This is a genomic window from Sorangium sp. So ce128 (genome assembly GCF_051525245.1).
Taxonomy (GTDB): Bacteria; Myxococcota_A; Polyangia; order Polyangiales; family Polyangiaceae; genus Sorangium; species Sorangium cellulosum_B.
In genome coordinates this window covers 10,263,662-10,290,621 of record NZ_CP150313.1, presented here as the reverse complement: position 1 = coordinate 10,290,621, position 26,960 = coordinate 10,263,662, and the positions used below count along the sequence as shown (strand labels likewise).

The following is a 26,960-nucleotide window of genomic DNA, read 5'->3' as shown; positions in this document are numbered from 1 at the left end:
CTCGAGGTCGCAGCGCCTCGTTCGGGCTGGCGCGTCGGCGGACGCCTCGGCTCGTCGCGCGCCCTGAGCGCTCGAACGCGCGCTCAGTCGACGACCGTGCCGATCTCTTCGCCCCTGCAGACGCGGAGGATGTTGCCGCGGGTCATGAGCTTGAACACCCGGATGGGCATCTTGTTCTCGCGGCAGAGCGTGACCGCCGTCGAGTCCATGACCCCGATCCTGTCGGCGAGGAAGCGGTCGTAGCTCAGGTGCGCGAACATCTGCGCGCCTTCGTGGCGCACGGGATCGCGGTCGTAGATGCCTTCGACCTTGGTCGCCTTGAACAGCGCCTGCGCCTGGATCTCCATGGCCCGCAGCGCTGCCGCGGTATCGGTCGAGAAGAACGGGTTGCCCGTGCCCGCGGCGAAGATGACGATGCTGCCCTTTTCCAGGTGCCGCATCGCCCTGCGGCGGATGTACGGCTCGGCGACCTGCCGGATCTCGATCGCGGTCATCACGCGCGTCGGCACGCCCGTCTTCTCGAGCGCGTCCTGGAGGGCGAGCGCGTTGATGACGGTGGCGAGCATGCCCATGTAGTCGCTCTGGGAGCGGTCCATCCCCGCGCTCGCGCCCTTCAGCCCGCGGAAGATGTTGCCGCCGCCCACGACGACCCCGATCTGCACCCCCATCCGCTGGAGCTCGGCGACCTCGCCGGCCACGTGGTGGAGCGTCTCGGGACGAATGCCGAACCCCCCTTCCTCGCCGCAGAGCGCTTCGCCGCTCAGCTTGAGCACGATGCGGCGGTACTTCAGCCCGGGGGCCGGACGAGGGGGAGGGGGAAGGAGAGAGTCCTGGTCAGCGGCCACGGTGCGACCTCGTAGCCGGGACCTGCGTGGAGGGCAACGAACAACGTGAACCATCGCTCGGGCGAAGCGGCAGCGCGCGCCTCAAAGGAGGAAGAGCGGGAGGCAGAACCAGAGGCAGCAGAGCAAGCACAGGAAGCAGAGGGAGCAGAAGGAGCAGAGGAAACTGAGCAGGAAGACCCGCCGGGGCGGCATGCACCTTGCGCTTGCCGGGGCGGGGAGCTAGTCTCGGCCCCCCTATGGCGCGTGTGACTGTGGAAGACTGCCTCGAGCGCGAGGAAAACCGTTTTGCTCTCGTCGTGCTCGCGGCCAACCGGACGCGGCAGCTCATGAAGGGCTCGGACGCTCTCGTGAAGACGAAGAACAAGCCTGCCGTGACCAGCCTCCGAGAGATCGCGGCGGGCAAGGTGCACTTCCACCGGAGCTCCCACGAGGTCGTATCCGAGTGGCTCCAGCAGATGAACGCTGGCGGCCAGCGCTGATGCCGCATCGGAAGAGCGCGCGTCCGGTGATGCGCGCCTCGCTAGGGGCTCCGTTTCGCAGCTCGCTCCCTTGACCGTGCCAGCGCTGCGCTTGATCTGTTGCCTCGCATGAGCGGGACGGGCACGAGGCGGCCGGCGCGCGTTTCGGGCTCCGGCCAGCGTCGCGATCCGGAGCTCGAAGCAGGGACGTCGGCCCACTACGAGGATCCGGCGTACTACGCGAAGACGTACGCGCGCCGTAAGGATGACGTCCGCTACTACGTCGACCTCGCCGTTGCGTCTGCGGGGCCGGTGCTCGAGTACGGCTGTGGTAACGGGCGGATCACGCTGCCTGTCGCGAGGGCGGGGGTCCAGATCACCGGCGTGGACCTGTCGGCGCCGATGCTCGGCGATCTGCGCGTGCAGCTTGGACGCGAGCCGCGCGGTGTCTCCTCTCGCGTGAGCCTCCGGCGGGGCGACATGCGGGCGCTGCGGCTAGGGCGCCGCTTTCCGCTCGTGATCTGCCCGTTCAACGCCTTCTTGCACCTGTACACGCGCGAGGATGTGGAGCGGTTCCTCGCGCGAGCGCGCGAGCATCTGACGCCGAAGGGCGAGCTCGTCTTCGACGTTTCCATGCCCGAGCCGGCAGAGCTCGCGCGAGATCCGGATCGCGCTTATTCCACGCCGCGGTTCCGGTACCCCACGAAGGATGGCCCTGGCGAGTTCGTCCGGTACACGGAGCGGTTCGACTACGACAAGGTCCGGCAGATCCTGTTCGTCTCCATGGAGTTCTCGCCCGTCGACGGCGGCGAGCGCTGGATGACGCCGCTCGCCCATCGTCAGTTCTACCCGCAGGAGCTCGAAGCCTTGCTCCACTACAACGGCTTCGAGCTCACGGAGCTCCGCAGCGATTTCTGCGCCGAGCTGCCCGACAACCAGACGAGCATGCTGCTCTATCATTGCCGGCCACGCCGTTCTGCCAGGGCTCGCCGCCCTGGACATGACGGGGGCCGCTGAGGGCGCGCGAACGCCCGGCGCCTGCTGCGCCTCGCGCCGCCCTGCGGCATCAGGCCATACGCGACGTGTCTGCGCACGAGCACGCGTGTGCCCCTCGGTCCTGCCGCACCGAGCGTGCGCCAAGTGCCGCCGTTGCCTGGAGTCTCAGACCCCGATGTAGAGGCGGTGGGCGAAGTTGCGCTCGAGCTTGGCGCGCAGCACCTTCTCGGCCGCTGTCTCGATATCGTACTCGACGCGCTTGAACTCGAAGCGCTTCGTGTCGCTGTCGTAGACCGTGTAGCTCGCGCGGTTGTCGTAGTCCCGCGGCTGTCCCACCGAGCCGACGCTCACGATGTACTTGCGACCCTGCTCAAGCTGGAAATCCACCGCAGGGAGCTCCTCGACGCTGTTCGGTGTGAGCGCGAACACCTTGCAGAGGTGGGAGTGGCCGATCAGCGTGATGTGACCGAGCTCGTTCCACATCGGGAGGCACTCGCGCGCCTGCTCGGGGGCGAAGATGTACTCGAACTCTTCAAGCCGGACGGGCGAGCCATGGCAGAGGTCGACGTTGATGTCCGTCAACTTCTCCTGGTACGTCAGGCTCCGGAGCCAGGCCGCGTTCTCGGAGGACAGCATCGCTGCGTGGGTGTCCAGCGCCTGCCGGGCGGCCTCGTAGTAATACGAGTAATCCATCCGACCCGCGACGGCCGCGTCGTGGTTGCCGAGGATCGTCTTCTTGGCCACCTTGCGGACGAGATCAGCGCACTCGTTCGGCGAGCCGCCGTAGCCGACCGTATCCCCGAGGCAGTAGTAAACGTCGATACGTTCGTGGCGGTAGGACTCGAGCACAGCGCTGAGCGCCTCGTAGTTGGCGTGCGTATCGCTGAAAATCCCGAGTCTCATTTCGACGCGAGGGCGGAGCTTAGCACGAAGGCCTCGACTTCCGTTAGGAATTCAAACCTGGATCCACAGATGGGCCGGTAGGACCGGCACCGAGCTTTGTCGGCTCGTTGGCGTTGTGTCGGCTGGCTCGTCGGTTCCTTTAGCTCCGGCGGTTCGTCTAGCTCCGGCGGCTCCGCTAGCTCCGGCGGTTCCATCGGGTCCGTCAGTTCCATCAGTTCCGTCGGTCTCGTCAGCTTTGTCGGCTCCGATGGAGCGTGCTTCCGCTGCGCCCGGGGATCTGCAGAGGACGGTCGAGGGCCGGACACGGTCCTTGCGGAGCTTGCCGAGGCGCTCCCAGCACGACCACGTTGACGAGCGGCCACCCGCACCGGAGAAGAATAGCGTGGAGCCCATGAATACCAAACAGAACGGTGCAGGGACGTCTCCGATTTCTGCGGAGCAGCCGGCCGAGTCTGCGCTGTCCGCTGCAGCTGTCGAACCTGTCGCGCCGCCGCCGTCCAACGTGGAGGATCTCGCCGATGGGTGCGTGCGGTTTGTGGAGCGCGCCCTCGGCGTACGGCTTGACTATCGGCCGGAGACCTTGCCCCTGCTCGACCACTACCTCGACCAGGCGCGTGGTGCGACGTCGGAGCGGGTCGAAGCGTTGCCGATGATCGCGCACATGGCAGGCGCATACTTCGGCGAGGTGATCCGGCGCCGGCACGCGTCGTGGTGGCGCCTGGATGGCGAAGACCCGACCTACTGGCAGGTGCAGTTCGGCTCGGTTTACCTCGCGTTCAGCCCCGTCCTCTTCGTGCGCGAGGCGCTCACGCGCGGACATCGAGCCGACGCCGTGCTGGACCTTGCAGAGGACTCCCTGAGCGGCGATCCGGCGGCGCTCGAGCTGGAGGAAGGCGATCGCGAGGCGGTCGCGGCCAGGCTCGCGGAGCTGCCGTCGGTCTCGGAAAACGAGTACTACGCCCCCTCGACGCGGCTCGAGGTGATCGACATCGCCGTGGACGCGATGCGTTCGCGTCGGCTCGAGGCCGGCGAGGATACCGACGCCGCGCTCGAGCCGGGCGACTACGAGCGCGGCGGCGGCTGACGCGGGGATCGCGGCGCGCGGGCGCCCACGCTCGCTCGGCGGCGCCGCGTGGACGTGCTCCGGAAGCGGCGACCGGTGGTATCGTCGCTTCCGTGTTGTGGGTCCTCTTCGGGCTGTTGTTCCTCATCTCGTGGGCGGCGTTCTTCACGTTCGACCTGCCCACCGCGATCCCGATCGCGACGAGCGTCGTCATCGCGCTCGCCGCGATCGCGCTCTTCGTGTACCGCCGGATCAACGCGCGCCGCGCCGCGTCTGCGCTTGAGCAGGCCATCGTCCGGCAGGGAGCGCAGCAGGCGCTCAACGCGCGGCCCGAGCGCCGCGCCGAGATCCAGGAGCTCCAGCGGCAGGTCCAGGGCGGCATCAGCGCCCTGAAGAGCTCGAAGCTCGGCAAGGGGAAGGAGCACGGCAACGCCGCGCTCTACTCGCTGCCCTGGTACGTCATCATCGGCCCGCCCGGGGCGGGGAAGACGACGGCGTTGAAGCACTCGGGCCTCGTCTTCCCGTACGCGCACCCGAGCAACGGCGGCGGCGTGCGCGGCGTCGGCGGCACCCGCAACTGCGACTGGTGGTTCACCAACGAGGCGATCCTCCTCGACACCGCGGGGCGCTACACGACGGAGCAGGACGACCACGAGGAGTGGATCGCGTTCCTGCAGATGCTCCTCAAGCACCGCGCTCGCCGCCCGCTCAACGGCATCCTGGTCGCCGTGAGCGTGGCGGATCTCATCGACGCGAGCGAGCAGCAAGTCGAGCTGATGGGGAAGAAGCTCCGGGCGCGCATCGACGAGGTGATGACGCAGCTCCACATGGTGCTGCCCGTCTACCTCCTGTTCACGAAATGCGACCTCATCGCGGGCTTCTCGGAGTTCTTCGGCGACATGCGCAAGAGCGACCGCGCGCAGGCGTGGGGAGCGACGCTCAAGCTGAGCGCGGACAAGGCGAACCCAGGGAGGCTCTTCGACGCCGAGTTCGACGCCCTGGCGAAGCAGATCCACGGCCGCTCGCTGAAGCGGCTCGTGATGGAGCGCAGCCGCGAGGCGCGCGAGCGCGTCTACCAGTTCCCGCTCGAGTTCTCGGGTATCCGGCGGAACCTCTCCGATCTGGTCTCGACCGTCTTCATGGTCAACGCGTTCCAGGGGACGCCCATCTTTCGCGGCTTCTACTTCACGAGCGGCACGCAGGAGGGCAGGCCGCTCGACCGGGTCCTCCAGCGCATGGGCCAGGCGATGGGGATCCGCACGCACGAGGCCGCGGCGCAGCAGAACGTGGAGTCGAAGAGCTACTTCCTCCACGACGTCTTCATGAACGTCGTCTTCCCGGACGGGGACATCGCCGCGAGGAGCGCGAGCGAGATCCGGCGTCAGCGGCTCGTTCGCGGCGCGATCAGCGCGGCGGCCGCGGCGCTCGGGGTCATCCTCGCGATCCCCAGCGTGGTGTCGTTCGCCAACAACCGCGCGTTCCTGCGCGACGTGGAGGCGGACGCGCGCACCGTCAGCGCGCTCCGATGGGAGGACACGCGACCCCTCTCGGAGAAGCTCGCCGCGCTGCGGCCTGCGCTGGATCGGCTGAAGGAGATCGACAAGGCGCGCGAGGAGGGGCCGCCGGACGGGAAGGGGTGGACGATGTTCCAGGGCGAGACGGTGTACCCGCCGCTCGTGCACGTCTACGTCGCCAGCCTCCAGAACGGCTTCGTGATCCCGTGCAAGCAGCGGCTCGAGGATCGCCTCAAGCTCGCGAAGGGCGACCACTACCTCCGCGAGCGGAACGACCTCAAGCTGTACCTGATGCTGAGCGACGTCGAGCACCTCGACGTTCCGTGGGCGAAGGACAGGTTCACCTCGCTCTGGGCCGAGGTGCTGCGGGCGACCTCGAACCTCACCGAGAGCGAGCTGAAGAAGCAGCTAGAACGGCACGTCGAGTACTACCTGACGCTCATCAAGGAGAAGCGGGTCACGCCGATCGCGCGCAAGGAGGATCTGGTCGCGAGCGTGCGCGCGACGCTCCAGGCCGTGCCACCGCGGAAGCGGTACTACGACTTCTTCGTCAACGCGATCATCGAGGAGAAGTACGACGAGACGGGTGACAACAGCCGCGCCAACCGCAAGTACCCTCCGCACACGCTCGGCGACATGTTCGCCGACCGCCCCGCCGTGCTGAAGATCATCGGCAGCAAGCTGTACGCGAAGGAGAAGCGCTGGAAGGAGGTGGACGGTCCGTACACAGAGAGGGGGCACTTCGCGGTGCTCGAGAGGCTCGAGAGCGGCGCCGGCAGCTTGATGGCTGAGCGGTGGGTCGTGGACCTCGCGCCCGGCGAGGAAGCCTCGATCAACAAGAACCTGGACGGCCTCGCGGCCGACTACGACGTCAGCTACATCGCGCAGTGGACCGACTGGATGGCGGACCTCACCGTGCGGCTCCCGGCCAACCTGAAGGAGGCGAAGGAGACGTACCAGGCGCTCACCCAGGCGGATTACCCCTACCTCCGCATCATCCGCGCTCTCGAGGACAACACGCAGTGGAAGCGGGATCGCAGCGCGATCGAGGACTCGGCCCTGGCCAAGCGGGGGAAGGAGTACCTCGATCGAAAGATCGAGCAGAAGACGAGGCTGAAGGTCCCCGTCAACGTGAAGCTCATAAGAAACCGGCCGAGCTCTGTGCCGGATGAGTTCAAGCGGACCGTCGAGTTCGGCGTGCCGGCCGCGCCGAGCGGCTCGGCGCCGATCACGGACACGCCCCTGGCGAGGTACATCTCGTTGCTCAGCGCTCTTCGCGACGAGATCCAGCGCCTCGAGGATCTGAACCCCAACGTCGACGCGCGCCTCATGGCCGATCGGTTGGTCGAGGCGACGCGACAGGCCGACGCGCTCCTCCAGCCCTTCGACGAGCGGGCCAAGACGTTGCTCCGGCCGCTGTTGCTCACCCCGATGCAGGTGGTGGCGGCGCGGCTGCCGCCGCTCGCCGCGGTGTCTCGCTTTCCCGCGGCGGCGCCTGCTGCGGGCTCGCGCTGAGCCACGCGGCGCGGTTCAGATCTCGATGCGGATCTCGTCGTGGCCTGGTTGCACCGCGCCGGTCGCTGGATCGAGCGTGAGCACCATCTCGATCGCATCCTCGCCGTTGTCGCTGTAGTACCGAGGGCGTACCCCCATCGCGGTGAAGCCGAGCTTCCGGTAGAGCCGGATCGCTGCCCGGTTCGAGCGGCGCACCTCGAGCAGGATCAGCCGCACTTGCTGCTGCTGCGCATACTCGAGCGATCGATTCATCAACGCCGTCGCGAGCCCGCGCCGCCGCGCGGCCGGGCAGGTGGCCACGTTCAGCACGTGGAGCTCGTCGGCGACGTGCCACGCGATGAGGAAGGCGAGCGCGCGCCGCTCTTCGCGCGCGACCCAGCAGCGCGTCCAGGGGCGGCGCAGCTCTTCTCGCGCGGAGAATTGCGGCACGTCGAAGGCCGCGGACGCGACGGCGTCGATCTCGTCGAGCGCAGCCTCGTCCGCAGCGTCGGCCGTCAGCTGGCTCAGCGAGGCCGAGAGCCTCGTCGCGTCGCGCTTCACCTCGCCACCTCCGTGGGACAGCCGGAGACGATCTGGACTTGCCCCACGCGCCCGCTCTTGAGCTTCGTGCAGGCTTCCCCGAGGAGCTCGACGACGGCGGGCGACTTCCAGCGCCAGCCGTTCTCCGGGTCGTAGGCGACCAGCTCGTCGTCCAGGTAGACGTTCGTCTGTCCCGCCTCGGGAGGCGGGTCGACCAGGTCGAACTCGCAGGAGACGACGATGCTGGCGATCTTCGAGAGGACGTTCCCCAGCGTGTCGAGGTTGTCCACCTTGAAGTAGAACGGGCTCACGAACTGCGCCGTGCCGCCGGCGAGCGCCATCTGGTCGAGGACATCGCCGTAGAACTCGCTCCCCGGGATGCCGACGACGTAGACCTCGATCCCGCTCGCCGCGAGCCGCTCGATCGCGGCGACCGTATCGTCGCGATCGAGGCACCCTTCGGGGCCCGAGGGGCCCAAGGGCGAGCAGCAGTTCTCCTCGGGGTCGGGGCACTGCTGTTCGATGTTGGCGATGCACCCGTCGGCCTCGCATATCGCCGAGCTGTTGCAGTTCGGACCGCCGTCGGTCGCGAGCACGACGATGGTCTTGCCGGGGAGCTCGACGAGCTTCGGCGTCAGCGCCGCGAGGGTCGCCGCGGTAGGCGTGCCGCCGAAGGGCGTGGCCCGCGTCGCCGCGCGGAACCGCGATGTCGTCGTGGAGCCCTCCTGTCCCTCTGCGAAGGGAGCCCCCGGCGTGACAGCGAAGACCTCGCCGCCCGGCCTGCACGGCGCCTCGTCGGTCGCGTCCAGGGGGAACACGGCGGCGCCGACGTTGATCAGCGGGCCCAGGTTGCGCACGAGGTCGACCGCGGCGTCATGGACCCGGTCGTATCGGGTCGCGTTCGAGCTCGAGGAGGCGGGGCTGAGCATGCTGCCCGACGCATCGAGGACGAAGTAGATGTTCGGCGCTTCGGCGATCTCGACCTGGTGGATCCGGTTGCCGCAGAGCCCTCCCGCATCTGCGGCTGGTGGTCCGCTCGGCTCTTCGGTGTCCGGATCGAACCCGCCCTCCGGCTCCTGCGCCTCCTGACCGGCGCCGCTGCGCGGGCGCTGCTTCGTGACCTCGTCCTCGCATGCGGTCATCGCCGCGCCGCCGAGCGCGAGCGCGGCTAGGATGCAGAGGAGCATGCCGCAGGCGCCGGCTCGCTGCTTCACGGCCGTCTTCATGGCGAGCAGCGTATCACGCCCGTTCGAGCCGGCAGCGCCAGCGCTGGCGCCGCCGCGCGCGGTCAGGGCTCGCGGTAGAACCTGGGCACGCGGCGCGAGATGCTGGTCAGCACCTCCCAGGCGATCGTCCCCGTGAGCCCCGCGATCTCTTCAGCGCTGATCGTGCCGCGCCCGAGCGGCCCGTCCTGCGTTCCGAGGAACACCACCTCATCGCCCAGGCGTGCTCCCGGTACATCCGTCACGTCGAGCATCGTGAGATCCATCGACACGGCGCCCGCGATCGGCGCACGTTGACCGCGCACGAGGGCGGCCCCGCGGTTCGAGAGCTGGCGGCTCAGGCCGTCGGCGTACCCCATCGGCACGGTGGCCACGACGCTCTCCCGGGAAGCTTGCCAGGTGTGGCCGTAGCCGATCCTGTCGCCCTTCGCGATCGTGCGCAGCGCGACGATCTCGCTGCGCACCCGGATGACCGGCTTGAGGTCGGGCGCGAGCCCCGCGCACGGCGATATTCCGAAGAGCGCGACCCCCGGACGGACGATGTCGAGCAGCGCCGCAGGGAGGCGCAGCATCGCCGCGCTGTTCGAGGCGTGCCGCACCCGCGGCGTGAGGCCGAAGCTCTTCGCTCGCTGCTCGATCTCCCCGAAGAGGCGCATCTGCTCGATCGTCACGCCGAGATCGTCGGCGTCCGCGCAGGCGAGGTGGGTCATGAGCCCGTCGAGCTTCACCTCCGGGTGCTTGGCGAGCGTCGCGAGCACCGCCTCGATCTCCGAGCTCGCGGCCCCGAGCCGTCCCATGCCGGTGTCGACCTTGAGATGGACGCCCACGCGACCGCGCTGCTCGAGCCGCACCACGCTCGCGAGGCGCTCGATCTGGCCAGCGTCGTAGACGACGGGCACGAGATCGCGCGCGATGATCTCCTCGAACCCGTCGCGCCGCGGGCCGTAGTAGCCGCCCATGACGAGGATGGGCAGCCGGATGCCGGCGTCTCGCAGCTCGATGGCCTCCTCGAGCAACGCGACGCACAGGCCGGGGATCCCTGCGCGCTCGAGCGTCCGTGCGACCGCAGGCGCGCCGTGGCCGTACGCATCGGCCTTGAGCACCCCCCAGATCTGCGGCTTCATCGCGCCGGTCAGCCCGCGCTCGAGGACGCGCAGGTTGTGCCGCAGGTGCGCGAGGTTCACCTCGGCGCGGGTCGGCCGCACGGCGTCCGCGGGCGCCGCTCGCCGTGGTCGCAGCACCCGCATGGGGCCTGCGCTCGCACCGAGCCCATCGAGGGGCGACGCCGTGCCGTTGCGATCAGGAGTCGTGCTGCTGAGCTCTTTGGGCGCGTGCGAGGCGGACATCGTGTACGCCGATAGCTCTACGCTCGATCGCGGGTCAAGATTCCAGGCCATCTTGGTGTGACAAGGTGAGGCATCTGCGCGGAGAGCAGACGACGTCGATCAGAAGCAGCGACGCATGCACCGCGTGTACTTGCCGGAGCATCCTTTTTCGCAGGCGGCGGATTTGCAGTCGTCCTGGCATTCCTTCCAGTCCGTCTGGCACGACGTGCTGCACTTCGCTCCCGGCGGCGCAACCTCCTCCGCGGTGTTCGACGCCGAGGCCGCAGCGCCGCCGTCGTTCGCGTTTGGGTCTGCATGGGCCTCTTCCGTTGCCGCCGGCGCGGCCACGTCGGCGGTCAGGAGCCTGGGCGGCGGAGCGAGCGCGCTGGTCGGCTCAGGCACGGCAGGGGCTCGGCTGCTCGACGGAGTCCACTCGCCTTCGTCAAAATCGCTGGCGTGGCTGAGCTGCCTGGCCCGCAGCGTGGCGTACTCCACACGGTCGCGCGTCTGGCCGAACGTACAGAACTGAAGCCACTCGTCCCAGCACGCGCGCCGCAGGGTCGGCTTGACGTCGGCCAGCGAGTCAAGCGCCATGCAGTGTTCGAAGCGTACGTCCCCCTCGTAGACCGCGTTGATGCTCGCGCCGCATGCGGTCACCGAGGCGGCGGCTAGGCAGAGGAGGGTCCTGAACCGCACGTCGTGGAACACCGATAGCAGAAAAGCTCGGCCCTGGTGCCAGGGCCTGTCCTATCCGCCGCGGGAACCTGCCGGTCGCCCGGTCGAGGTGCTCTCCGGTTGAACTTTGGCCCGTGATGCCGTACGTTGCCGCCCCTTCGCACCGGCGGCGGCGGCACGACGCCTCCGCGCCGGGCGCCTCAACGGAGCCTGTTCATGTTCCTCATGCTGTCGAAAGGTCCTCGGAAGACCACGCGCTCCAAGTCGAAGCGCCACCGGTCCAAGCTGAAGGCGAAGAACCGCAACCGGCGCAACCGCATCTATCAGCGCACCTGATCGTTGCACCGAGCGCGAGCGAGTCCACGGGCTCGCTCGCTGCGCGTTCTTCGATCCAGTCTCTGGGGCCGGCCCTTGGAACCTAGGGGCCGCCCTTCTTCAGCTCGGTCAGCACCAGCTTGGCGACCGCCTTGAGCGTGTCGAACACCCCGACGCCGGTCCGCGCGACCCCCTCGAAATCGGGGACGTTCGTCGGGTTCAGCAGCGAGCGGAGCTCCTCGACGGTGCCGATCTCCGGCAGGTCTCGCTTGTTGTACTGGATGACGTACGGGATCTTGTCCAGCGAGTAGCCCTGCTCGGCCAGGTTCGTGCGGAGGTTCTCCACCGACTCCTGGTTCGCCTCGATGCGGCCGAGCTGCGAGTCTGCCACGAAGACCACGCCGTCGACGCCTTTCAGGATGAGCTTGCGGCTCGCGTCGTAGAAGACCTGCCCCGGCACCGTGTACAGGTGGAACCGCGTCTTGAAGCCGCGGATCTCGCCCAGCGCGAGCGGGAGGAAGTCGAAGAAGAGTGTCCGGTCGGTCTCCGTGGCGAGGGAGATCATCTTCCCCTTCGCGTCCGGGTTGGTGCGCTCATAGATGTACTGCAGGTTCGTCGTCTTGCCGCAGAGACCCGGGCCGTAATAGACGATCTTGCAGTTGATCTCGCGCGCCATGTAATTGATGAAGCTCATCGACCGCGCTCCTAGTCGTTGAAGAGGTTGTCGATGTCCTCGTCGGTGATCTCGGCGAACGGCGAGTCGGCGCCCGGCTCCTGCACCTTCTTGAGCAGCGCTTCGAAGATGTGGTTGAGCTCCTCGCTCGCCTTTCGCACCCGGAGCCTCACCAACCCGAGGCTCGACTTTGAGTCGAAGATCACCACGAGGATGACGCGGTTCCCGACCAGCTGGATGTGGATGTTCGCCTTTTCACCCTCGTGGAACTGAGTGGCGAACTCGTTCTCCTTGAGGAGCTTCGCCATCCCGCCCGTGGCGGCGATGTTCCCCGCCGTCAGCGAGGCGAGCGACGTGGTGTCGAGGTTGTCGACGTCTCCGCTCGCGGCGATCAGTTGCCCGTTTTTGTCAACGATGAAGACGACCTTCGCATTGGCGTCCTTGACGAGGCGATCCACCACGCTCTGGATCTGATTGAATTCCTCCTCGTACATCACCATCTGAGGGTTGACCATCGTTCCTCCGCCAGCGCTCTCGCGATGGGGCCCTGGGCATTGCGGGCTCTGTCGCCCTTGTCATCACCGGGCGCCGCACGTGCGGTCCCCGACCATCGTCATCCAACTGGCTTCCCGCTGCGCGGGCTTGCCTTACCACCGGTACCACGTTCGCGGCGTGACGCTCACTGCCTTGGGACTTGCATGGCTGGTTCGCAGCGCGCAGTGCGGCTGCTCATCGACCGTGCACCCGTACGTCTTGGGACGTTTCTATCCGAAGCAGGTGCGGCGGAGCAAGGCGGCCCTTTCTGGAAGTTGGAGGATCGCACGGCCGAACCTCGCCGAGCCTTGTCGGGCCCCGACGGAGCTCGCTCCCCCTGCCCCTAGGGGAGGCTTGGTTCCGGACCTTTTCCAGGCGCCCGTCCGCCCAGAAGGCCTGCATGATAAATATCGAGAATTGTTATTGTTTCCTTCGTTGAATGCGGTCCGACGGCGCAGCGCCCTCTTCCGAGGGCGCTGGTGTGGGGCGCGCTGCGTGTCATCGCTCTGTACCCGCAGAAGATCGACAAAATTCGCGGGATCGGCGCGCGTGGCGCGGCGAGCTCATGAAGCGGCCCGATGAACGCGGCCTTGAACGCGGCCTTGGGGGACGACCTCCTGCCGGCGTGTGTTCCGCCGGCTCGTGGGCAGCACCCCCTTGACCTCGGCCGGTGCGACGCCTCTGCAGCCATGGCTTGTGCTTGACCGATGGCTTCGGCCACGGGATAGCGCCTCGGATGCGTGACGTGCTCAGCCGGGCCGAGCCCCGTGAGATCGAGCTCAACCCGGGGACGACGAGGGGGCGCTCCTTCTGCGCGCTCACCGTGGGGACGGCGGCCTTGGCGTGCGCCATGTCGCTCGGCGCCGACGCGCGCGCGGAGCTCGGCGCGGTTCACCCTGAGGTGCTCTCCGCGCACGTGGCTGTCCGCGCCGCGAGGGGCCCCGAGGTCTACGGCGCGTTACGTGAGCTCTGGCGCACGTGGGACCGCGCGGATCCGACCCAGGTCGAGGAGGCGATCGCGTCGATCGCTGAGGCCGGCGCGACCAGCGCGCCCACCCAGGTCTATGCGGAGCTCCTCTCGGCGTACGCGCGCAGGCGTCGAGGTGATCTCGACGGAGCGGTCGCGAGGATCCAGAAGCTCGGGTTCATCGGCCGCTGGGCGACGATCGGACCGTTCGACAACGAGAACAAGGGGGGCTTCGAGCGGGCGTTCGGGCCCGAGGAAGATCTCGAGCAGCCGGTGGCTGCGGGCAGGACGTACGACGGCAAGGCGCGCGCGGTCCGCTGGCGCGTGCCCCCCGAGGCGCCCCAGTACGGGTGGTTTGATTTCGGCGATTTCATCCGTCCGGTGGAGAGCGTCTGCGGCTACGCGACGACGTTCGTCCGCGCGAAGGCTGGGACGCGCGCTCCTCGGCCGATCTCGATCTGGGTCGGGGCAGACGGGGCGTTCAAGCTGTTCTGGAACGGCGCGAAGGTCCTGGCCGATCCGGGGTACCGCGAGCTCGACATCGATCGGTTCGCCGCGCCGGTGACGCTGCGGCCCGGCTACAACCGCTTGACGATCAAGGTCTGCGGAGGTGCGTCGGCGCCCAAGTTCGCGCTGCGCATCGGCAACGAGAAGGGGGCGCCGGATCTTGATCTGGATGTGACCTCGGACATCGGAACCCAGGTCACGGCGCCTCAGGGGGAAGCGGCTGACGCGAGGCGCGCGGGCGGGGCGCGGGCGCAGGCCGAAGGGTCAACTTCCGGCGCGAAGCTCGCCGCGCGCGCGGCTGCCATCGAGGGGCCGATGCAAGCGTTCGAGCGAGCCGCGAGCGCCGCTCGACCTTCGCCCGCCGTGTTGGAGGCGTTCGCGCGGTACCTCATGCTCACCGGCGGCGACGCCGAGGGGGAGCACAGAGCGCGCGATCTCGCTCGGCGCTCCGCCGAGGCCGAGCCGAGCGTGCGTCGCTACCTGCTCGCGGGTCAGCTCTCCGAGGACAGGAACCAGCAGCGCGCGTGGATCGAGCGCGCCGCCGCGCTCGCGGGCGGTCGTGAGGACATCGACGTCCTGCTCTCGCAGGCTCGGCTCGCGCAGACGAGCCCGAACTGGCGGGAGGCGGCTCCGATCTACGAGCGCATCCTGGCCTCCGATCCCGATCATGTCGCGGCCGTCCTCGGGCTCATGGACCTCTACGTGGAGGCTGGGCTGAAGCGCACCGCGCTCGCCACGCTGGAGCGGGCGCTCGCGCGCCAGCCGAGCAGCGTCTCGCTCCTCCGCGCCTCGGCGGCGCAGCTGCGCGCGCTCGGGCGCGACACGGAGGCCGCCGAGATGGAGGCGCGCTACGCCGCGCTGCGGTTCGACGACTCGAGCTTCCTTCACCAGCAGGTCGAGCTCGCGGTGGCGCGCCGCGACCCTGCCGGCGCGGAGCGCTGGCTCGAGCGCTTCCTCCGCAGCGAGCCTGACTCCGTCTGGGCTCGCACGGTCGCGGCGCGCACGTACCGCGCGCTCGGCCAGGGCGACCGCGCCCTCGCGGCCCATCAGCGCGCGCTCGCCATGGCGCCCGAAGACGTCGGAACGCTGCGCGCTCTCTCGGACCTCTACGGCGAGGAGGGAAACCGAGAATCGCAGCTGGAGATGCTGCAACAGATCCTGGCGATCAGCCCTCAGGCGAAGGATGTGCGCGAGTACATCGAGCACATCGAGCCGCCGAAGCCGCGCGCTGACGAGGCCTACGCCTGGGCGCCCGACCGCTTCCTCCCGATGCGGCGCAACGCTGACCGGCAGTATCCCAAGCGCACGCTGCGCAACCTGACGGTCACCACCGTCTTCCCGAACGGCCTGGCGAGCCGGTTCCGGCAGGTCGTCTTCCAGCCGCTGACGGACGAGGCTGCGGCGAGCGCCCGGCAGTACGCGTTCGAGTACCAGGCCGATCGCCAGACCGTCAGCCTCCGTGCCGCGAAGGTCTACCGAGCAGACGGCAAGGTCGACGGGGCGATCGAGAGCGGGGAATCGGGGGCGAACAACCCGGCGCTCGCGATGTACACATCGGCGCGCACGTTCTACGTCAGCTTCCCGCGGCTCAACGCCGGCGACGTCGTCGAGCTGCGCTACCGCGTCGATGACGTCAGCCCTCGCAACGAGATCGCCGATCACTTCGGCGAGATCGAGTTCCTCCAGGGGGATGAGCCGATCGCCAGCAGCGAGTATGTGCTGATCACCCCGAAGACGAGGCAGTTCCACCTCTTCGCATCCGACCTCCCTGGCCTCGTGCGCGAGACCAAGGAGGACGCCGAGCGGCGCATCTTCCGCTTCTCTGCCGCCTCGGTGCCGCCGGTGGCGCCCGAGCCGGCGATGCCCGCGTGGTCCGAGATCCTCGCGCACGTCCACGTCTCGACCTTCAAGACCTGGGACGAGGTCGGCTCCTGGTACTGGGGCCTCGCGCGTGAGCAGTTCGATGTGGATGATGAGGTGCGGAAGCGGGTGCGCGAGATCACGAAGAACCTTGCCGACGATCGGAGCAAGGTCCGCGCGATTTACAAGTACGCGACCGAGACGCGCTACGTGGCGCTCGAGTTCGGCATCGAGGGGATTCGCCCGAGGAGGTGTGCGCAGACGCTCGCTCGTGGCTGGGGCGACTGCAAGGACAAGGCGACGCTGATCGTCACGATGCTCCGCGAGATCGGCATCCCAGCGACGATCGTGCTCGTGCGCACCCGCATGCGAGGCGACATCGGGCCGGAGCCCGCGAGCCTTGCTCCGTTCGACCACGCGATCGCGTACGTGCCGTCGCTCGACCTTTACCTCGACGGAACGGCGGAGCACTCGGGCTCGACCGAGCTTCCGATCATGGATCGCGGAGCGATGGCGCTTCAGATCAACGAGGGCAAGCCGAAGCTCGTTCGCCTCCCGGAGCCTGCTCCCGAGGCCTCGGTCGTGCACCGGAACGTCGACATCGCGGTCAGCGCCGACGGATCAGCTCAGCTCGGGGTCGACATCCAGGTGGCCGGTGCGTCCGCGCCGGAGTGGCGGACCCGCTACATGGCGGAGGGGACGCGCCGCGACCGAGCAGCTCGTGACCTCGCCACGGATTTCGGCGCGGTCGAGCTGGCCCCCGGGAAGGCCGGGGTCGAGGTGAACGATCTCGAGGACATCGAGCAGCCGGCGAAGCTGCGGGCTCGAGGAAGAGCCGTCGCGCTTGCTCGAAGGGAGGGCGACAGCCTGTCGGTCCCGGCTGTCCCCACGCAGCGTCTCGCCACCGAGTTCGCCTCCCTCTCGGCGCGCACCCGCGACGTGATCATCCCCGCGCTCACCACGCGCCGGGATGAATGGACCATCCGGATCCCTGCCGGGTGGCGTGTCACCAGGGCGCCTCTGCCCCAGGACGTGGACACCCCCTTCGGCAAGTTCTCGCTCTCGGTCGAGCAGTCCGCGGGGAAGATCGTCGTCCGCAGTCAGATCTCCCTCACGAAGTCCCGGATCAAGCCGTCCGAGTACATGGCCTTCCGAACGTTCTGCGAGACGGCGGACCGCGTCTTCGGTCAGCGGGTGGTGTTCGGAAAGTGAGCGACTGAGCGACGCCCTGACCCCCGGCCCTTCGGCGCGCCGACCGGCCCCTAGCCGCTGCCTGGGCACTTGACAACCCCACGCCGGATCGCCATAAAGCGCCCCCTCTACGCATCCCTGCGGCGCAGAACAGCCTCTCCGGTGGTTCGGAGCGGTGGCCGCCGGGAGCGATAGGCATTCGGATCGAGGGCATCATGCCGAAGATGAAGACCAACCGCGCCGCGGCCAAGCGCTTCAAGGTGACCGGCTCCGGCCGCATTCGCCGCAGCAAGGGCGGGCTCAACCACTGCATGCAGGAGAAGAGCAAGAAGCGTCTGCGTCGTCTCCGCAAGAACGACATGGTCGATTCGGCGATGGAGAAGCGCGTCAAGCTGCTTCTTCCCTACGGCTGACCCTGGAGCAGTGAGGTAAATTACCGATGCCGCGTGTAAAGAGAGGCTTCAAGGCCCGTCGCCGTCGCAACCGTGTCCTCAACCAGACCGAGGGCTACTTCCTCGGCCGAAAGAACCGCTTCCGCCAGGCGGTTGAGGTGCTCCGCCACGCCTGGGAGTACGGCTACATCAGCCGCAAGCTCAAGAAGCGGGATTTCCGTCGTCTCTGGATCACCAGGATCAACGCTGCCGCGCGCCTCAACGGCACGACTTACTCCCGCCTCGTCAGCGGGCTCAAGAAGGCAGGCATCGCCCTCGATCGGAAGATCCTCTCGGAGATCGCGATCCACGATCCTGCGTCGTTCGGCGCCGTGGCGAAGCTCGCTTCGCCCGCAGCGGCGAAGTGACGGCTCCGCGGGGGTGGTCTTGAGCCCGCCGTTCGACCACCCCGATGCGGAACGGTCGAAATTGGCCAAGGCCGCCTCCCGTTCCTTGTCAGTGCCCGATTATCCTAATATTTCGTATATTTGACTCGCCTCCGTTGCGAGCGCTCCCTTGGGTTGCATCGCAGACGTAGAGTTCGGGTGCATCCCTCAGGCGGGGACGTGCGGCTGCCGTCGCTGACGCTGATCAGCATCATCAGTGTGAGGCAATTAGGCACCGAGCAAATGCGCAGCGTGCATTCCGTGCGCACCTGCTATGCACCACCGATGGCACCCTATGATCGTGCGATCAGGGTAAACTCCGACCCAGCCCAGTCCACTGGCGACTGGCCGACCGTTCGTTGTCTCTCAGGGGCTCTGCGTCCCAAGCCGAGGCCTGACCGACCTAAGGCGTGATCCCGGTCCCTTCCCAGGGGACAGACTTAGCGATAAATTCCGCTGAGGCTAAACAAATTGCCGGAATTTCTAACTTTCCAGGCGGTCTGTCGCGAAAAATAACCTTCTCCGCCTTCGTCCGTCGGGTGAGGGCTCGACATTGCCATCGGGAGGCCCAGGTTCAGGAAACATCGAAGCTCACTGAGAGAACGGCCTCAGCGGCTAGGTGCGGGTTCCTACACGCTGGAAAAGACAGCGAAATTCCCCTGCCTGTGCTTGCGAGGGCGGACCCACCGAACCGCGGAACGCTGGCGAGCTCGAGGTGTCCCCAAGGAGTACAGGTTGCCGATGTTGTTGCGTCCCCGAAAGCGTACCCAGCCATGCAGTTCGGCTCGGTCGCAGCGAAATGTCTCGCTCGACAGGACATGGACAGCGCCTTCCGCTCTACATAGCGCACCCAGGCCGAGCTCTCAAACAGGAGAAGCGGGAACGCACGCTAAAAAAGGCACTGTTTTTGCTTCTGAAGCTGGGCTGCTACCGGGGACTGGCGCAGGAGCATCATTCTGCAAGAGCAGACCTGCCTCAGGTGAGAAGAGTTCGACCGGAATCAAAAGAAAGCACCAGCGGTTGCCAGTTTCAACAGGGGCTCCTTCGGTCAGCTCCTCCCCTCTGTTTGGCACGAAATCGTCTCGCCTGCCGTCAAAAGGTGGCGAGACATTTCAATCTCGCAAGGTCAGCCGTTTAGAAGTGAACGCCGACACAAAGACCAAGATGAGCACGTCGACCGCCCGCCGTCCAGAAACTGCGCGGAGAAACGCCAAGTCCTCTGCTGTAGGTGCCTCTGCGCGGCTCGCGGCATCCAAGAGCTCGCAGGGGGCCGAGACCGCATCGGCTCCCCGGCGGGGGGCATCGCAGACCACCGAGTTGGAGGTCTCCGAGGTCGAAGATTTCGGGGACAACCAGTCGCCGCGCTCGCACTTTCAAGGAGCTACCACCGTGGAGGGAGCCGCCATGAGGTCGACCAAGAGCAACGCCACTGTAGTGAAGGGCGACCCGCTCGCTCAGGGTGGGACGGCCACGCCGGAAATCGCAGCGCTCGGCCTTCTGGAAGACGACCAGACGGAGGAGACGGCTGTGCGACCCCGCCCGGCCGAGATCCTCGATGAGGAACGGGCGGCTGACTTCATCGATCTGGACCTTGGACCGCTCGATCGGCTGCCTCAGCCCGAGCGCGCGAGGAACCAGGATCGGGAGCTGAAGGATGTCGAGGACGGGGGCGGTGACTCGATGCTCGCCCGCTATTTCCGCGACATGGCGCTCCACCCCGTCATGGGGCCGGACGAGGAGCTCGACACCGCGCGGGCGGTCGAGCGCACGGAGGTGGAGCACTGGGTGGCTCTCCTCTCCTACCTGCCTGCGGCCGAGTACATCCTCACCGCGCTCGAGGAGGATGTCGCCAAGGCGGGTGAGGACGAGGTGAAGGCTCCTCAGATCGCGGAGATGCAGAAGCTCGTTCGCCTGGCGAAGAAGCAGAAGGGAAAGCTGCTCGCCGAGCAGGAGAAGCCGTGGACCCAGCTCTCCGAGGAGCTCGCTGCGGCTGTCCGCCTGCCTGACTCGGATCGCCTCTGGATGGCGCGTGCCTTCAGCATCGCGCGCGATCTCGTGCGCGAGCCCGACTTCGAGGACGACGTGAGCGATCCCGAGGAGACCCGCCCCACGCGGCCGAGGCTCCCGATGTCTGGCTCCTACCGCCGTTACCTCGATCGGGTCGAGCGATCCTTCCAGGCGCAGCACGACGCGAAGAACCGCTTCGTGAAGGCCAACCTGCGGCTCGTCGTGTCGATCGCGCGGCGCTACAACCGCGGGCGCCTGCCGCTCATCGATCTGATCCAGGAAGGCAACATCGGCCTGATGAAGGCGGTGGAGCGCTTCGACCACAGCCGTGGCTACCGCTTCTCGACGTATGCATCGTGGTGGATCAGGCATGCGATCAGCCGCGCCTTGGCCGACAAGGGCCGCGCGGTCCGCATCCCGGTCCACATGCTCGATACGTACAACCGCGTGGCGCGGGCGACGCAGGCGATCATCGCGCGCACGGGGCATGAGCCGACCATCGAGGAGCTCGAGAAGGAGACGGGGGTTCCGCGCGAGAAGCTCGACAAGGTGAAGGACTTCTACGCGGAGACGCCTTTCTCGCTCGATCGTCCGGTCGGTGACGAGGATGGACGCAAGTTCATCGACTTCCTTCAGGAGGAGAACGCGCTGTCGCCGTTCGATCACCTGGCCAACAGGAAGTGGAGCGACGAGGTCCGGCGTCTCCTGACCACGCTCACGCCGATCGAGTCGCGGATCATCCGCTGGCGCTTCGGCCTCGACGACGAGGACGAGCTCACGCTCAAGGAGATCGGCGACAAGTACAACCTGTCGCGCGAGCGCATCCGTCAGCTCCAGGAGCAGGCGCTCGGGAAGATCCGCAAGCAGATGCGCGACTACTGAGCGACGAGCTCAGCACGAGTCGGTGAAGCGGCCGCGCGGCGTCATGCTGCGCGGCCGCTTTGCGTGAGCCGCCCGAACACGCCCCTGCGTGGGGGCGCGCCGAGGTGAGCGGGAGCCGGAGCTCACCGCAGCCCAGCGGGCCGACACGAGACAGCCCGCGCTCTCACGGCGTGCGTGCGTCCTTCCAGAGCTCGTCGGCGAGCGACTCGACGAAGTGGTCGATGGCCCTTCGCGCGGGGTCGATCTTCCCTGGGACGTCGGAGGCGAGCACGGCGAAGGCGATCGGGGAACGACCAGGGGGCGCGAGGATGTAGCCAGACAATGCGACGACCGAGGCGAGCGTTCCCGTCTTGGCACGGATGGCGCGCTCCTTCGACCACCCACGGAAGCGGCTGCGCAAGGTGCCGTCGACACCGCCGATCGCGAGCTGCGCGGTGAAATCTGCGCCGAGCGCCGGATCGAGAAGCGCGGCGCGCAGCAGCCGGACGATGGCCTCCGGTGATGCGCGAGCGGCGTCGAACAAGCCCGAGCCGTTCCTCAAGACGACGTCCTGTCCGAACGCATCGAGCTCCCTGAGGGTCTCGCCGACCACCTCCGCGGCACCCTCGGCCGTGCCGGGGCGCCCGCGCTTCTCTGCGGCGAGCGTCTTGAAGATCGTCTCCGCGTAGAAGTTGTCGCTGTCCTTCCCGAGGGCGGAGAGGAGCTCGCCGAGCGGCGCCGAGCGGTGGGCCACGAGGAGCCGCTTCTGGCGCTCACCGCCGAGCCGCACCTCGCCGGAGACGTCGACGCCCACCTCCAGCAGCATCTCCTTGAGCGCATACGCTGCGACCAGGCGGGGATCGTCGACTCGCCTCGCCAGGCTCACCGCGCGGCCGCCCTCTGGGATGTGCCCGCTGAGGTGCGCGACGAGGCGCTCGCCGTTCGGTTCGAGCCGGACCCCGAGCTTCTCTGGTGTGCCGCGCCTCGCGGTGGTCACCGTGCCCTGGAGCAGCGTGAAGCCCGGGGGATCGATCGCGACGGAGGCAGCCTGCCCCGCCTTCGACGGGCGCACCGTGAAGAGCAAGGCGTTCGCGTTCAGCGAGGCTGCCGCGACCGGGGCGCGGAAGGCCGCCCACTCCTCCGGCTGCTGTTCGAAGGCTGGAGGCACGTAGCGCGTGTCAAAGTAGCCTTGGTCGATCGCGATCGCCGCGACCTTCCGGACGCCGGACGCCCTCAAGGAGCGCGCCATCTCCCAGAGATCACGCGTCCTGAGGGAGGGATCGCCCGAACCCCGGAGCACGAGCTCGGCGACGGTTCCGTTCGACGCGTCCCCATAGAGGCCGGTCAGGTAGCGGTAGCTCGGCCCGAGCAGGCGAAGCGCGGCGGCTGCCGTGAAGAGCTTCGCGTTGGATGCAGGGTTGTACAGGCCGCGCTGATCGAAGGCCGCGAGCGCTGCGCCGCTGGCGACGTCGAGGGCGAGCACGCCGACCCGTCCCCCCAGGCGGCGCACGTCGGTAACGAGCGTCTCGATCCGCGCTCGAGCGCGCTCAGGGTCGATTTTTCGAGGTTCGTGCGACGCGAGGGGCGCTGGGGGCGCGCTCGGAGAGACGGGGGCTCCCTGGGTCGGCCTCGCCGTGGGGGTCGAGCGGTCAGCGGGAGCGGCGCCGCTGTCGAGCGGCTGGGAGCCGCCGGGGCGGGCGAGGAGCGACGAGAGCACGAGCGCGACCGCGGAGACTGTACGGCGGGGATGTCGAGGCATGAGATGTCTCCGCCTCTACAACGCCTCCACCGCGGACGCCTCCTCCGGTCGACCGGTCGTCGCAGCCCGGCGTCGCTCATCGGTGCGCGCGTGTGCGCTCGGGGTTGTCCTCGGAAAGGAGAGCTTGCTAGGGTGCGCGCAGACGCTCCTTCACGCTCTGTTCGAAGGGAGGACACCGTGTCCCAGCAGCATTCGACCCGCGCGCTCTTGCCGCTCATCATCCTCGCGGCTGCAGCATGCTCCGGCGCCAAGCCCAAGCAGGCAGGGGAAGACTACAACTTCGATCAGGCACCGTCTGATGTTGCCGCACCCGCTGAGACGGGGAGCTCCGGCGCCGAGGCGGGGAGCTCCGGCTCCGAGGCGGGCGCGTCGGCGGACAGCGGGGGCGGGCTCAACCCCGATCAGAAGAAGCAGATGGAGATCGCCCTGCGACGCGGAGGGGACAAGGCGGCGAACTGCGCCGAGGTCGTGTCCAACGCGCCGACGGGCGAGGGAGAGGTCAAGGTCGTGTTCGACGGCCAGAAGGGACGCGTGACCGACGTGTTGGTCGGGCCGCCCTTCGCAGGGACGCCCGCCGAATCCTGCGTGAAGCGCGCCTTCGTCGGAGAGATCGTGCTGCCGTTCGAGGGTGATCCGCTCGAGGTCCCGTACACCGTGAAGCTGCCGTCCAAGAAGTCGGGCGCGGGAGCTTCCGGAACGAAGACGCCATGAAATTCGCCTCGATCGCCGTCGTCGCCGCGCTGGGGTTGGCCGCTGCCTCTGCCGGCGCGGAGGAGCCGGCGGCGCCTCCGCGGTACCCGCCGTCCTCGGCACGCGTGAAGGTCATCGTCGGCGGGGTGGCCGTGACGGCGCTCGCCTACGGCGCGGCGTTCCTCGCCGCATCGTCATGGCCGGAGGTCCCTGGGGCGAGTGAGCTGAAGATCCCGATCGCTGGTCCATGGCTCGCGCTCGCCAAGAACGGCTGCGCCGCGGACGATCCGGACTGCGGAGCGACGCTGTACGTTCGCGGGGCTCTCACCGCCATCGGTGGGCTCGCGCAGCTCGCCGGTCTGGGTCTCGTCGGCGAAGGGATCTTCATGACCACGGAGGCGCGCTCGGCGCAGCCTTCGACCCCTGCGGCGCTGACGGTGCGGCCGGCCCCGGTGATCACCGCGACCGGCATGGGCATCGGCGTCGTCGGCACGTTCTGAGCTACCGAGAACCACGCGGGCCGCGCGGTGATGCGCCGACGCTCGCTCACCGGCGGCGCCATGGCAACAGCGCGGGGCCGCAGACGGGCTTGCCCGTCATCCGTCCGATGCGCTCGATCATCAGCTCGACGCTGGCGCCGTACGGTACGCGCTGATCAGCGCTCCCACCGAAGACGCGGCCCGCTCCGATCACGTCGCCCGCGCGCAGCTCGATGTGGTTGCTGATGTACGCGACGGACTCTGCCAGCGAGAAGGTCCACTCGCCAACGCGCGAACAGGAACGCGTCTCGGCGTCGACGCGGACCTGGGTCCGCAGCGCCTCGACCGAGCCGAGCTCGTCGGGCGTGACGAGCACCGGGCCGAGCTGCGTCGCAAAGTCCTTCGCCTCCGACGGTGGGAGCCCGCGCACCAGCGACCGCGCCTCCAGGCTGCGCGCGGTCCAGTCGTTCAGCACGGTGTAGCCAGCGATCGCGCGCTCCACCTCTTCCGGGGTGGCGCGCCGCAGATCCTCGCCGAGGACCACCGCGAGGTTCAGCTCGTAGTCGGGCCTGTCCTCGAGCGGGGGGAAGGGGATCTCGGCAGCATGTCCAAGCAGCGCGCGGCTGTTGCCGAACCGATACCAGGGGCGCTCGGCGCCGTGCGCGTAGGGGCCGAGCTGGATGTACGCCGCGCGGTCGGTGGCGCAGGGAGGCAGCCACAAGATCGTGGCTGGGTGCAGATGCGTCGACGCGGGGCGATCTCCGCTGAGCAGCCGATCATCCAGCGCGTGAAGGCCGGCGCAACGGAGCGCCACCACGCGCGTGTGAAAGTCCGACACGCCGCGGATGTCCGCGAGCTTCGTCCCGAAGTGGCGCTCTAGCTCCGCGACGTCGTAGAGCGCTCCGTCCCGTTCGAGCGCTACGATCGGGGTGGACGTCGCGAGCTGGAGCACGTGCGCGATTCTCATGGCGTGACCAGGCCCGCCGGGAGCCGGCGGAGCGTACCATCCCGGTCCGCCGAAGCTCTCAGGCCGGCGGAGCCCCCAGCACCTACGCCTGCGGCCGGCGGTCGGCGTCCGATCCCGAGGGACTCGACCCTTCTTGGGACATCGGATTGTCCTTTGCATTGACGCGCTGGGAGAGCGGCCTAGAATGCCGGCGGATTCAGAGCGGCATCACGTCGCGCAGGCTTGCCGTGGGTCCCTGCCGGTTGCAGATGGGCTCGTACGGCAGGTCAGGTTCTGTTGCCGGCGCGGGGTTCCCCGTCTCGGGGTTTCCTCCGGCTTCGGTCCTGCTGACGGGGCCGTGCGGCTTGTAAGCCGGGCAAGGTATTTGCCGTGGACAGCCGACCCTCGGCGGCGCTCACCTTGGAGCGCCGCTCGAGGGACTGGTTACAGGCGCGCACACGGCGCAGCGGAGCGATGGGTCATGAGCAAGCGGACCAAATTCGTCTTCGTCACAGGCGGAGTCGTATCGTCGATCGGCAAGGGACTGGCTGCGGCCTCGATCGGGGCGCTGATGGAGTCCCGTGGGTTGAAGGTCACCCACCTCAAGCTGGACCCGTACATCAATGTCGATCCCGGCACGATGTCCCCCTACCAGCACGGCGAGGTCTTCGTCACAGACGATGGGGCGGAGACCGATCTCGATCTCGGGCACTACGAGCGCTTCACGCTCGCCCGGATGAGCCGCCAGAACAACTTCACCACCGGCCGCGTCTACGAGGCGGTCATCTCGAAGGAGCGCCGCGGCGAGTACCTCGGGGCGACGGTGCAGGTGATCCCGCACGTCACGGACGAGATCAAGCTGCGCATCCGTTCTGCTGCGGACGGGGCTGACGTCGCGATCGTCGAGGTCGGCGGCACCGTGGGTGACATCGAGTCGCTTCCGTTCATCGAGGCGATCCGCCAGCTCAAGGTGGAGTCGGGCGCGCAGAACGCGATCTCGGTGCACGTCACGCTGGTGCCGTTCATCGCGACAGCGGGCGAGCTGAAGACGAAGCCCACCCAGCACTCGGTGAAGGAGATGCGCGAGATCGGCATTCAGCCGGACATCCTCCTCTGTCGCTGCGATCGGCCGCTCCCGCGCAGCATGAAGGAGAAGATCTCCCTCTTCTCGAACGTCGCCGTCGACTGCGTGATCGCGGCCGTCGACGTCGACTGCATTTACGAGCTCCCCCTCGTGCTCCATGCCGAGGGGATCGACGAGAAGATCACGGAGCTGCTCAACATCTGGGCGAGGCAGCCGGACCTGTCGCCGTGGCAGCGCATCGTCGAGCGATTCAAGAAGCCGTCCCGCGGCATCGTGAAGATCGGCGTCGTAGGCAAGTACGTGCACTTGCGCGACTCCTACAAGTCGCTGCACGAGGCGCTCGTCCACGGCGGGCTCCACAACGACGTGCGGGTCGAGCTCGAGTACATCGACTCCGAGCAGATCGAGGCGCGCGGCGCGCCCGAGCTGCTGTCGAACCTGGACGCCATCCTCGTGCCCGGCGGCTTCGGCGATCGCGGGACCGAGGGGAAGATCGAAGCCATCCGCTACGCGCGTGAGGAGAAGATCCCGTTCTTCGGGATCTGTCTCGGCATGCAGCTCGCGGTCGTCGAGTACGCGCGCCACGTCTGCGGCATGACGGGAGCCAACTCCGTGGAGTTCGATCGCAACGCGGTCGACCCGGTGATCGATCTGATGCCCGACCAGAAGGGGGTCGTCGAGAAGGGCGGGACGATGCGCCTCGGCGCGTACCCGTGCGTCCTGGACAAGGGCTCGATCGCCGCGGAGGCGTACGGGCAGACGAGCATCAGCGAGCGGCACCGGCATCGGTACGAGGTGTCGAACAAGTACCGCGAGGCGATGGTGCAGAAGGGGCTCGTGCTTTCCGGGACGTCGCCCGACCAGCGCCTCGTCGAGATGATCGAGCTGCGTGAGCACCCGTACTTTGTGGGCTGTCAGTTCCATCCCGAGTTCAAGAGCCGCCCCCATAGCGCGCACCCGCTCTTCGCGCGCTTCGTGCGCGCCGGTCTGGAGCGCCAACGCGAGCGCAACAAGGCCGAGAAGCCGAAGCCCGGCGATTCTGCCGCCGCCCACACCCAGCAAGCTGCCTCGTCCGTCAACTAGAGCGGGGTGCACGGGTTCGTGCGCTACGGGCTCAGTCGCTAGGCGGGCGAGTGAGGCGTACGAAGCTACGCCGCAGCGAGCCGAACGACGCGGATGAGCGCGCAGCGCGCGAAGATGCGCCTGCGCTCTAGCGGCCGGCGCCAGAGCTCAC

21 protein-coding genes are annotated in these 26,960 nt (G+C 68.0%); 11 read left to right on the top strand and 10 right to left on the bottom strand.

Translation table 11 applies throughout. The features are described from left to right. Positions 1-83: 83 nt before the first annotated feature. Positions 84-845, bottom strand: coding sequence for a UMP kinase (gene pyrH / locus WME82_RS38950; protein ID WP_438039460.1), 762 nt, complete (start codon positions 843-845; stop codon positions 84-86). Positions 846-1,081: 236 nt separating this feature from the next. On the opposite strand from pyrH, the gene rpoZ reads away from it, so the two are divergent. Then, on the top strand, positions 1,082-1,324 hold the full coding sequence (gene rpoZ / locus WME82_RS38945) for a DNA-directed RNA polymerase subunit omega (protein ID WP_044966694.1): 243 nt from the start codon (positions 1,082-1,084) through the stop codon (positions 1,322-1,324). A 108-nt stretch (positions 1,325-1,432) separates the two neighbouring features. Then, positions 1,433-2,320, top strand: a complete 888-nt coding sequence (locus WME82_RS38940) for a class I SAM-dependent methyltransferase (RefSeq protein ID WP_438039459.1) — start codon at positions 1,433-1,435, stop codon at positions 2,318-2,320. Positions 2,321-2,464: 144 nt separating this feature from the next. Here the strand turns inward: WME82_RS38940 and WME82_RS38935 are convergent, their stop codons facing one another. Continuing rightward, on the bottom strand, positions 2,465-3,202 hold the full coding sequence (locus WME82_RS38935; protein ID WP_012239864.1) for a metallophosphoesterase family protein: 738 nt from the start codon (positions 3,200-3,202) through the stop codon (positions 2,465-2,467). A gap of 502 nt (positions 3,203-3,704) precedes the next feature. Here WME82_RS38935 and WME82_RS38930 point away from each other — a divergent pair. Both WME82_RS38930 and tssM read left to right on the top strand, forming a co-directional pair. Beyond that, the gene (locus WME82_RS38930) at positions 3,705-4,286 is read left to right on the top strand and encodes a hypothetical protein (protein ID WP_438039458.1); all 582 of its coding nucleotides are present in this window, start codon (positions 3,705-3,707) and stop codon (positions 4,284-4,286) included. 92 nt (positions 4,287-4,378) lie between these two features. Then, the gene (gene tssM / locus WME82_RS38925) at positions 4,379-7,294 is read left to right on the top strand and encodes a type VI secretion system membrane subunit TssM (protein ID WP_438039457.1); all 2,916 of its coding nucleotides are present in this window, start codon (positions 4,379-4,381) and stop codon (positions 7,292-7,294) included. Positions 7,295-7,309: 15 nt separating this feature from the next. Here the strand turns inward: tssM and rimI are convergent, their stop codons facing one another. The 6 genes from rimI to WME82_RS38895 form a co-directional block, all read right to left on the bottom strand. Beyond that, a complete protein-coding gene (rimI, locus tag WME82_RS38920; RefSeq protein WP_438039456.1) occupies positions 7,310-7,834 on the bottom strand; it encodes a ribosomal protein S18-alanine N-acetyltransferase in 525 nt (174 codons plus the stop codon). Beyond that, positions 7,831-9,039, bottom strand: coding sequence for a vWA domain-containing protein (locus WME82_RS38915; protein ID WP_438039455.1), 1,209 nt, complete (start codon positions 9,037-9,039; stop codon positions 7,831-7,833). The genes rimI and WME82_RS38915 overlap by 4 nt, the downstream gene beginning before the upstream one ends. Positions 9,040-9,101: 62 nt before the next feature. Beyond that, positions 9,102-10,382: an alanine racemase gene (alr, locus tag WME82_RS38910; protein ID WP_438039454.1), complete on the bottom strand. Its 1,281-nt coding sequence runs from the start codon at positions 10,380-10,382 to the stop codon at positions 9,102-9,104. Positions 10,383-10,481: 99 nt separating this feature from the next. Further along, the gene (locus tag WME82_RS38905) at positions 10,482-10,955 is read right to left on the bottom strand and encodes a hypothetical protein (RefSeq protein ID WP_438039453.1); all 474 of its coding nucleotides are present in this window, start codon (positions 10,953-10,955) and stop codon (positions 10,482-10,484) included. A gap of 499 nt (positions 10,956-11,454) precedes the next feature. Beyond that, a complete protein-coding gene (locus tag WME82_RS38900) occupies positions 11,455-12,045 on the bottom strand; it encodes a GTP-binding protein (protein ID WP_012239857.1) in 591 nt (196 codons plus the stop codon). Positions 12,046-12,056: 11 nt separating this feature from the next. Next, on the bottom strand, positions 12,057-12,539 hold the full coding sequence (locus tag WME82_RS38895; RefSeq protein WP_012239856.1) for a roadblock/LC7 domain-containing protein: 483 nt from the start codon (positions 12,537-12,539) through the stop codon (positions 12,057-12,059). 755 nt (positions 12,540-13,294) lie between these two features. On the opposite strand from WME82_RS38895, the gene WME82_RS38890 reads away from it, so the two are divergent. From WME82_RS38890 to WME82_RS38875, 4 genes are all read left to right on the top strand, one after another. Continuing rightward, on the top strand, positions 13,295-17,104 hold the full coding sequence (locus tag WME82_RS38890; RefSeq protein WP_438039452.1) for a DUF3857 domain-containing protein: 3,810 nt from the start codon (positions 13,295-13,297) through the stop codon (positions 17,102-17,104). A 194-nt stretch (positions 17,105-17,298) separates the two neighbouring features. Beyond that, entirely contained in the window at positions 17,299-17,496 is a 198-nt protein-coding gene (rpmI, locus tag WME82_RS38885; protein WP_012239854.1) for a 50S ribosomal protein L35, read from the top strand. A gap of 26 nt (positions 17,497-17,522) precedes the next feature. Beyond that, positions 17,523-17,882, top strand: coding sequence for a 50S ribosomal protein L20 (gene rplT, locus WME82_RS38880; protein WP_012239853.1), 360 nt, complete (start codon positions 17,523-17,525; stop codon positions 17,880-17,882). Between the two features lie 1,422 nt (positions 17,883-19,304). Beyond that, positions 19,305-20,789 carry a sigma-70 family RNA polymerase sigma factor gene (locus WME82_RS38875; protein WP_437741573.1) on the top strand — a complete coding sequence of 495 codons (1,485 nt, stop codon included), beginning with the start codon at positions 19,305-19,307 and terminating at the stop codon, positions 20,787-20,789. 163 nt (positions 20,790-20,952) lie between these two features. Here the strand turns inward: WME82_RS38875 and dacB are convergent, their stop codons facing one another. After that, positions 20,953-22,527: a D-alanyl-D-alanine carboxypeptidase/D-alanyl-D-alanine endopeptidase gene (dacB, locus tag WME82_RS38870; RefSeq protein ID WP_438039451.1), complete on the bottom strand. Its 1,575-nt coding sequence runs from the start codon at positions 22,525-22,527 to the stop codon at positions 20,953-20,955. A gap of 177 nt (positions 22,528-22,704) precedes the next feature. Between dacB and WME82_RS38865 the strand changes: the two genes are divergently transcribed. Continuing rightward, positions 22,705-23,238, top strand: coding sequence for a hypothetical protein (locus WME82_RS38865; RefSeq protein ID WP_437741571.1), 534 nt, complete (start codon positions 22,705-22,707; stop codon positions 23,236-23,238). Further along, positions 23,235-23,717: a hypothetical protein gene (locus WME82_RS38860; protein ID WP_437711171.1), complete on the top strand. Its 483-nt coding sequence runs from the start codon at positions 23,235-23,237 to the stop codon at positions 23,715-23,717. The genes WME82_RS38865 and WME82_RS38860 overlap by 4 nt, the downstream gene beginning before the upstream one ends. 46 nt (positions 23,718-23,763) lie before the next feature. Here WME82_RS38860 and WME82_RS38855 read toward each other — a convergent pair whose 3' ends face one another. Further along, complete coding sequence (locus WME82_RS38855) at positions 23,764-24,663, bottom strand: fumarylacetoacetate hydrolase family protein (protein WP_437741570.1); 900 nt, start codon at positions 24,661-24,663, stop codon at positions 23,764-23,766. 460 nt (positions 24,664-25,123) lie between these two features. Here WME82_RS38855 and WME82_RS38850 point away from each other — a divergent pair, with 460 nt between their 5' ends. Further along, positions 25,124-26,809 (top strand): CTP synthase, encoded by a 1,686-nt coding sequence (locus tag WME82_RS38850; RefSeq protein ID WP_437853021.1) that lies wholly within the window; start codon positions 25,124-25,126, stop codon positions 26,807-26,809. The last annotated feature ends 151 nt before the right edge of the window (positions 26,810-26,960 follow it).

What these genes read in the sequence shown, in the direction of transcription:
- dacB (WP_438039451.1), bottom strand. Translation starts at nt 22,527, where the DNA reads ATGCCTCGACATCCCCGCCGTACAGTCTCCGCGGTCGCGCTCGTGCTC.
- rpoZ (WP_044966694.1), top strand. Translation starts at nt 1,082, where the DNA reads ATGGCGCGTGTGACTGTGGAAGACTGCCTCGAGCGCGAGGAAAACCGT.
- WME82_RS38850 (WP_437853021.1), top strand. Translation starts at nt 25,124, where the DNA reads ATGAGCAAGCGGACCAAATTCGTCTTCGTCACAGGCGGAGTCGTATCG.
- WME82_RS38875 (WP_437741573.1), top strand. Translation starts at nt 19,305, where the DNA reads ATGAGGTCGACCAAGAGCAACGCCACTGTAGTGAAGGGCGACCCGCTC.
- WME82_RS38900 (WP_012239857.1), bottom strand. Translation starts at nt 12,045, where the DNA reads ATGAGCTTCATCAATTACATGGCGCGCGAGATCAACTGCAAGATCGTC.
- WME82_RS38860 (WP_437711171.1), top strand. Translation starts at nt 23,235, where the DNA reads ATGAAATTCGCCTCGATCGCCGTCGTCGCCGCGCTGGGGTTGGCCGCT.
- WME82_RS38915 (WP_438039455.1), bottom strand. Translation starts at nt 9,039, where the DNA reads ATGAAGACGGCCGTGAAGCAGCGAGCCGGCGCCTGCGGCATGCTCCTC.
- WME82_RS38940 (WP_438039459.1), top strand. Translation starts at nt 1,433, where the DNA reads ATGAGCGGGACGGGCACGAGGCGGCCGGCGCGCGTTTCGGGCTCCGGC.
- WME82_RS38890 (WP_438039452.1), top strand. Translation starts at nt 13,295, where the DNA reads ATGCGTGACGTGCTCAGCCGGGCCGAGCCCCGTGAGATCGAGCTCAAC.
- WME82_RS38855 (WP_437741570.1), bottom strand. Translation starts at nt 24,663, where the DNA reads ATGAGAATCGCGCACGTGCTCCAGCTCGCGACGTCCACCCCGATCGTA.
- rplT (WP_012239853.1), top strand. Translation starts at nt 17,523, where the DNA reads ATGCCGCGTGTAAAGAGAGGCTTCAAGGCCCGTCGCCGTCGCAACCGT.
- alr (WP_438039454.1), bottom strand. Translation starts at nt 10,382, where the DNA reads ATGTCCGCCTCGCACGCGCCCAAAGAGCTCAGCAGCACGACTCCTGAT.
- WME82_RS38905 (WP_438039453.1), bottom strand. Translation starts at nt 10,955, where the DNA reads ATGGCGCTTGACTCGCTGGCCGACGTCAAGCCGACCCTGCGGCGCGCG.
- WME82_RS38935 (WP_012239864.1), bottom strand. Translation starts at nt 3,202, where the DNA reads ATGAGACTCGGGATTTTCAGCGATACGCACGCCAACTACGAGGCGCTC.
- WME82_RS38895 (WP_012239856.1), bottom strand. Translation starts at nt 12,539, where the DNA reads ATGGTCAACCCTCAGATGGTGATGTACGAGGAGGAATTCAATCAGATC.
- rpmI (WP_012239854.1), top strand. Translation starts at nt 17,299, where the DNA reads ATGCCGAAGATGAAGACCAACCGCGCCGCGGCCAAGCGCTTCAAGGTG.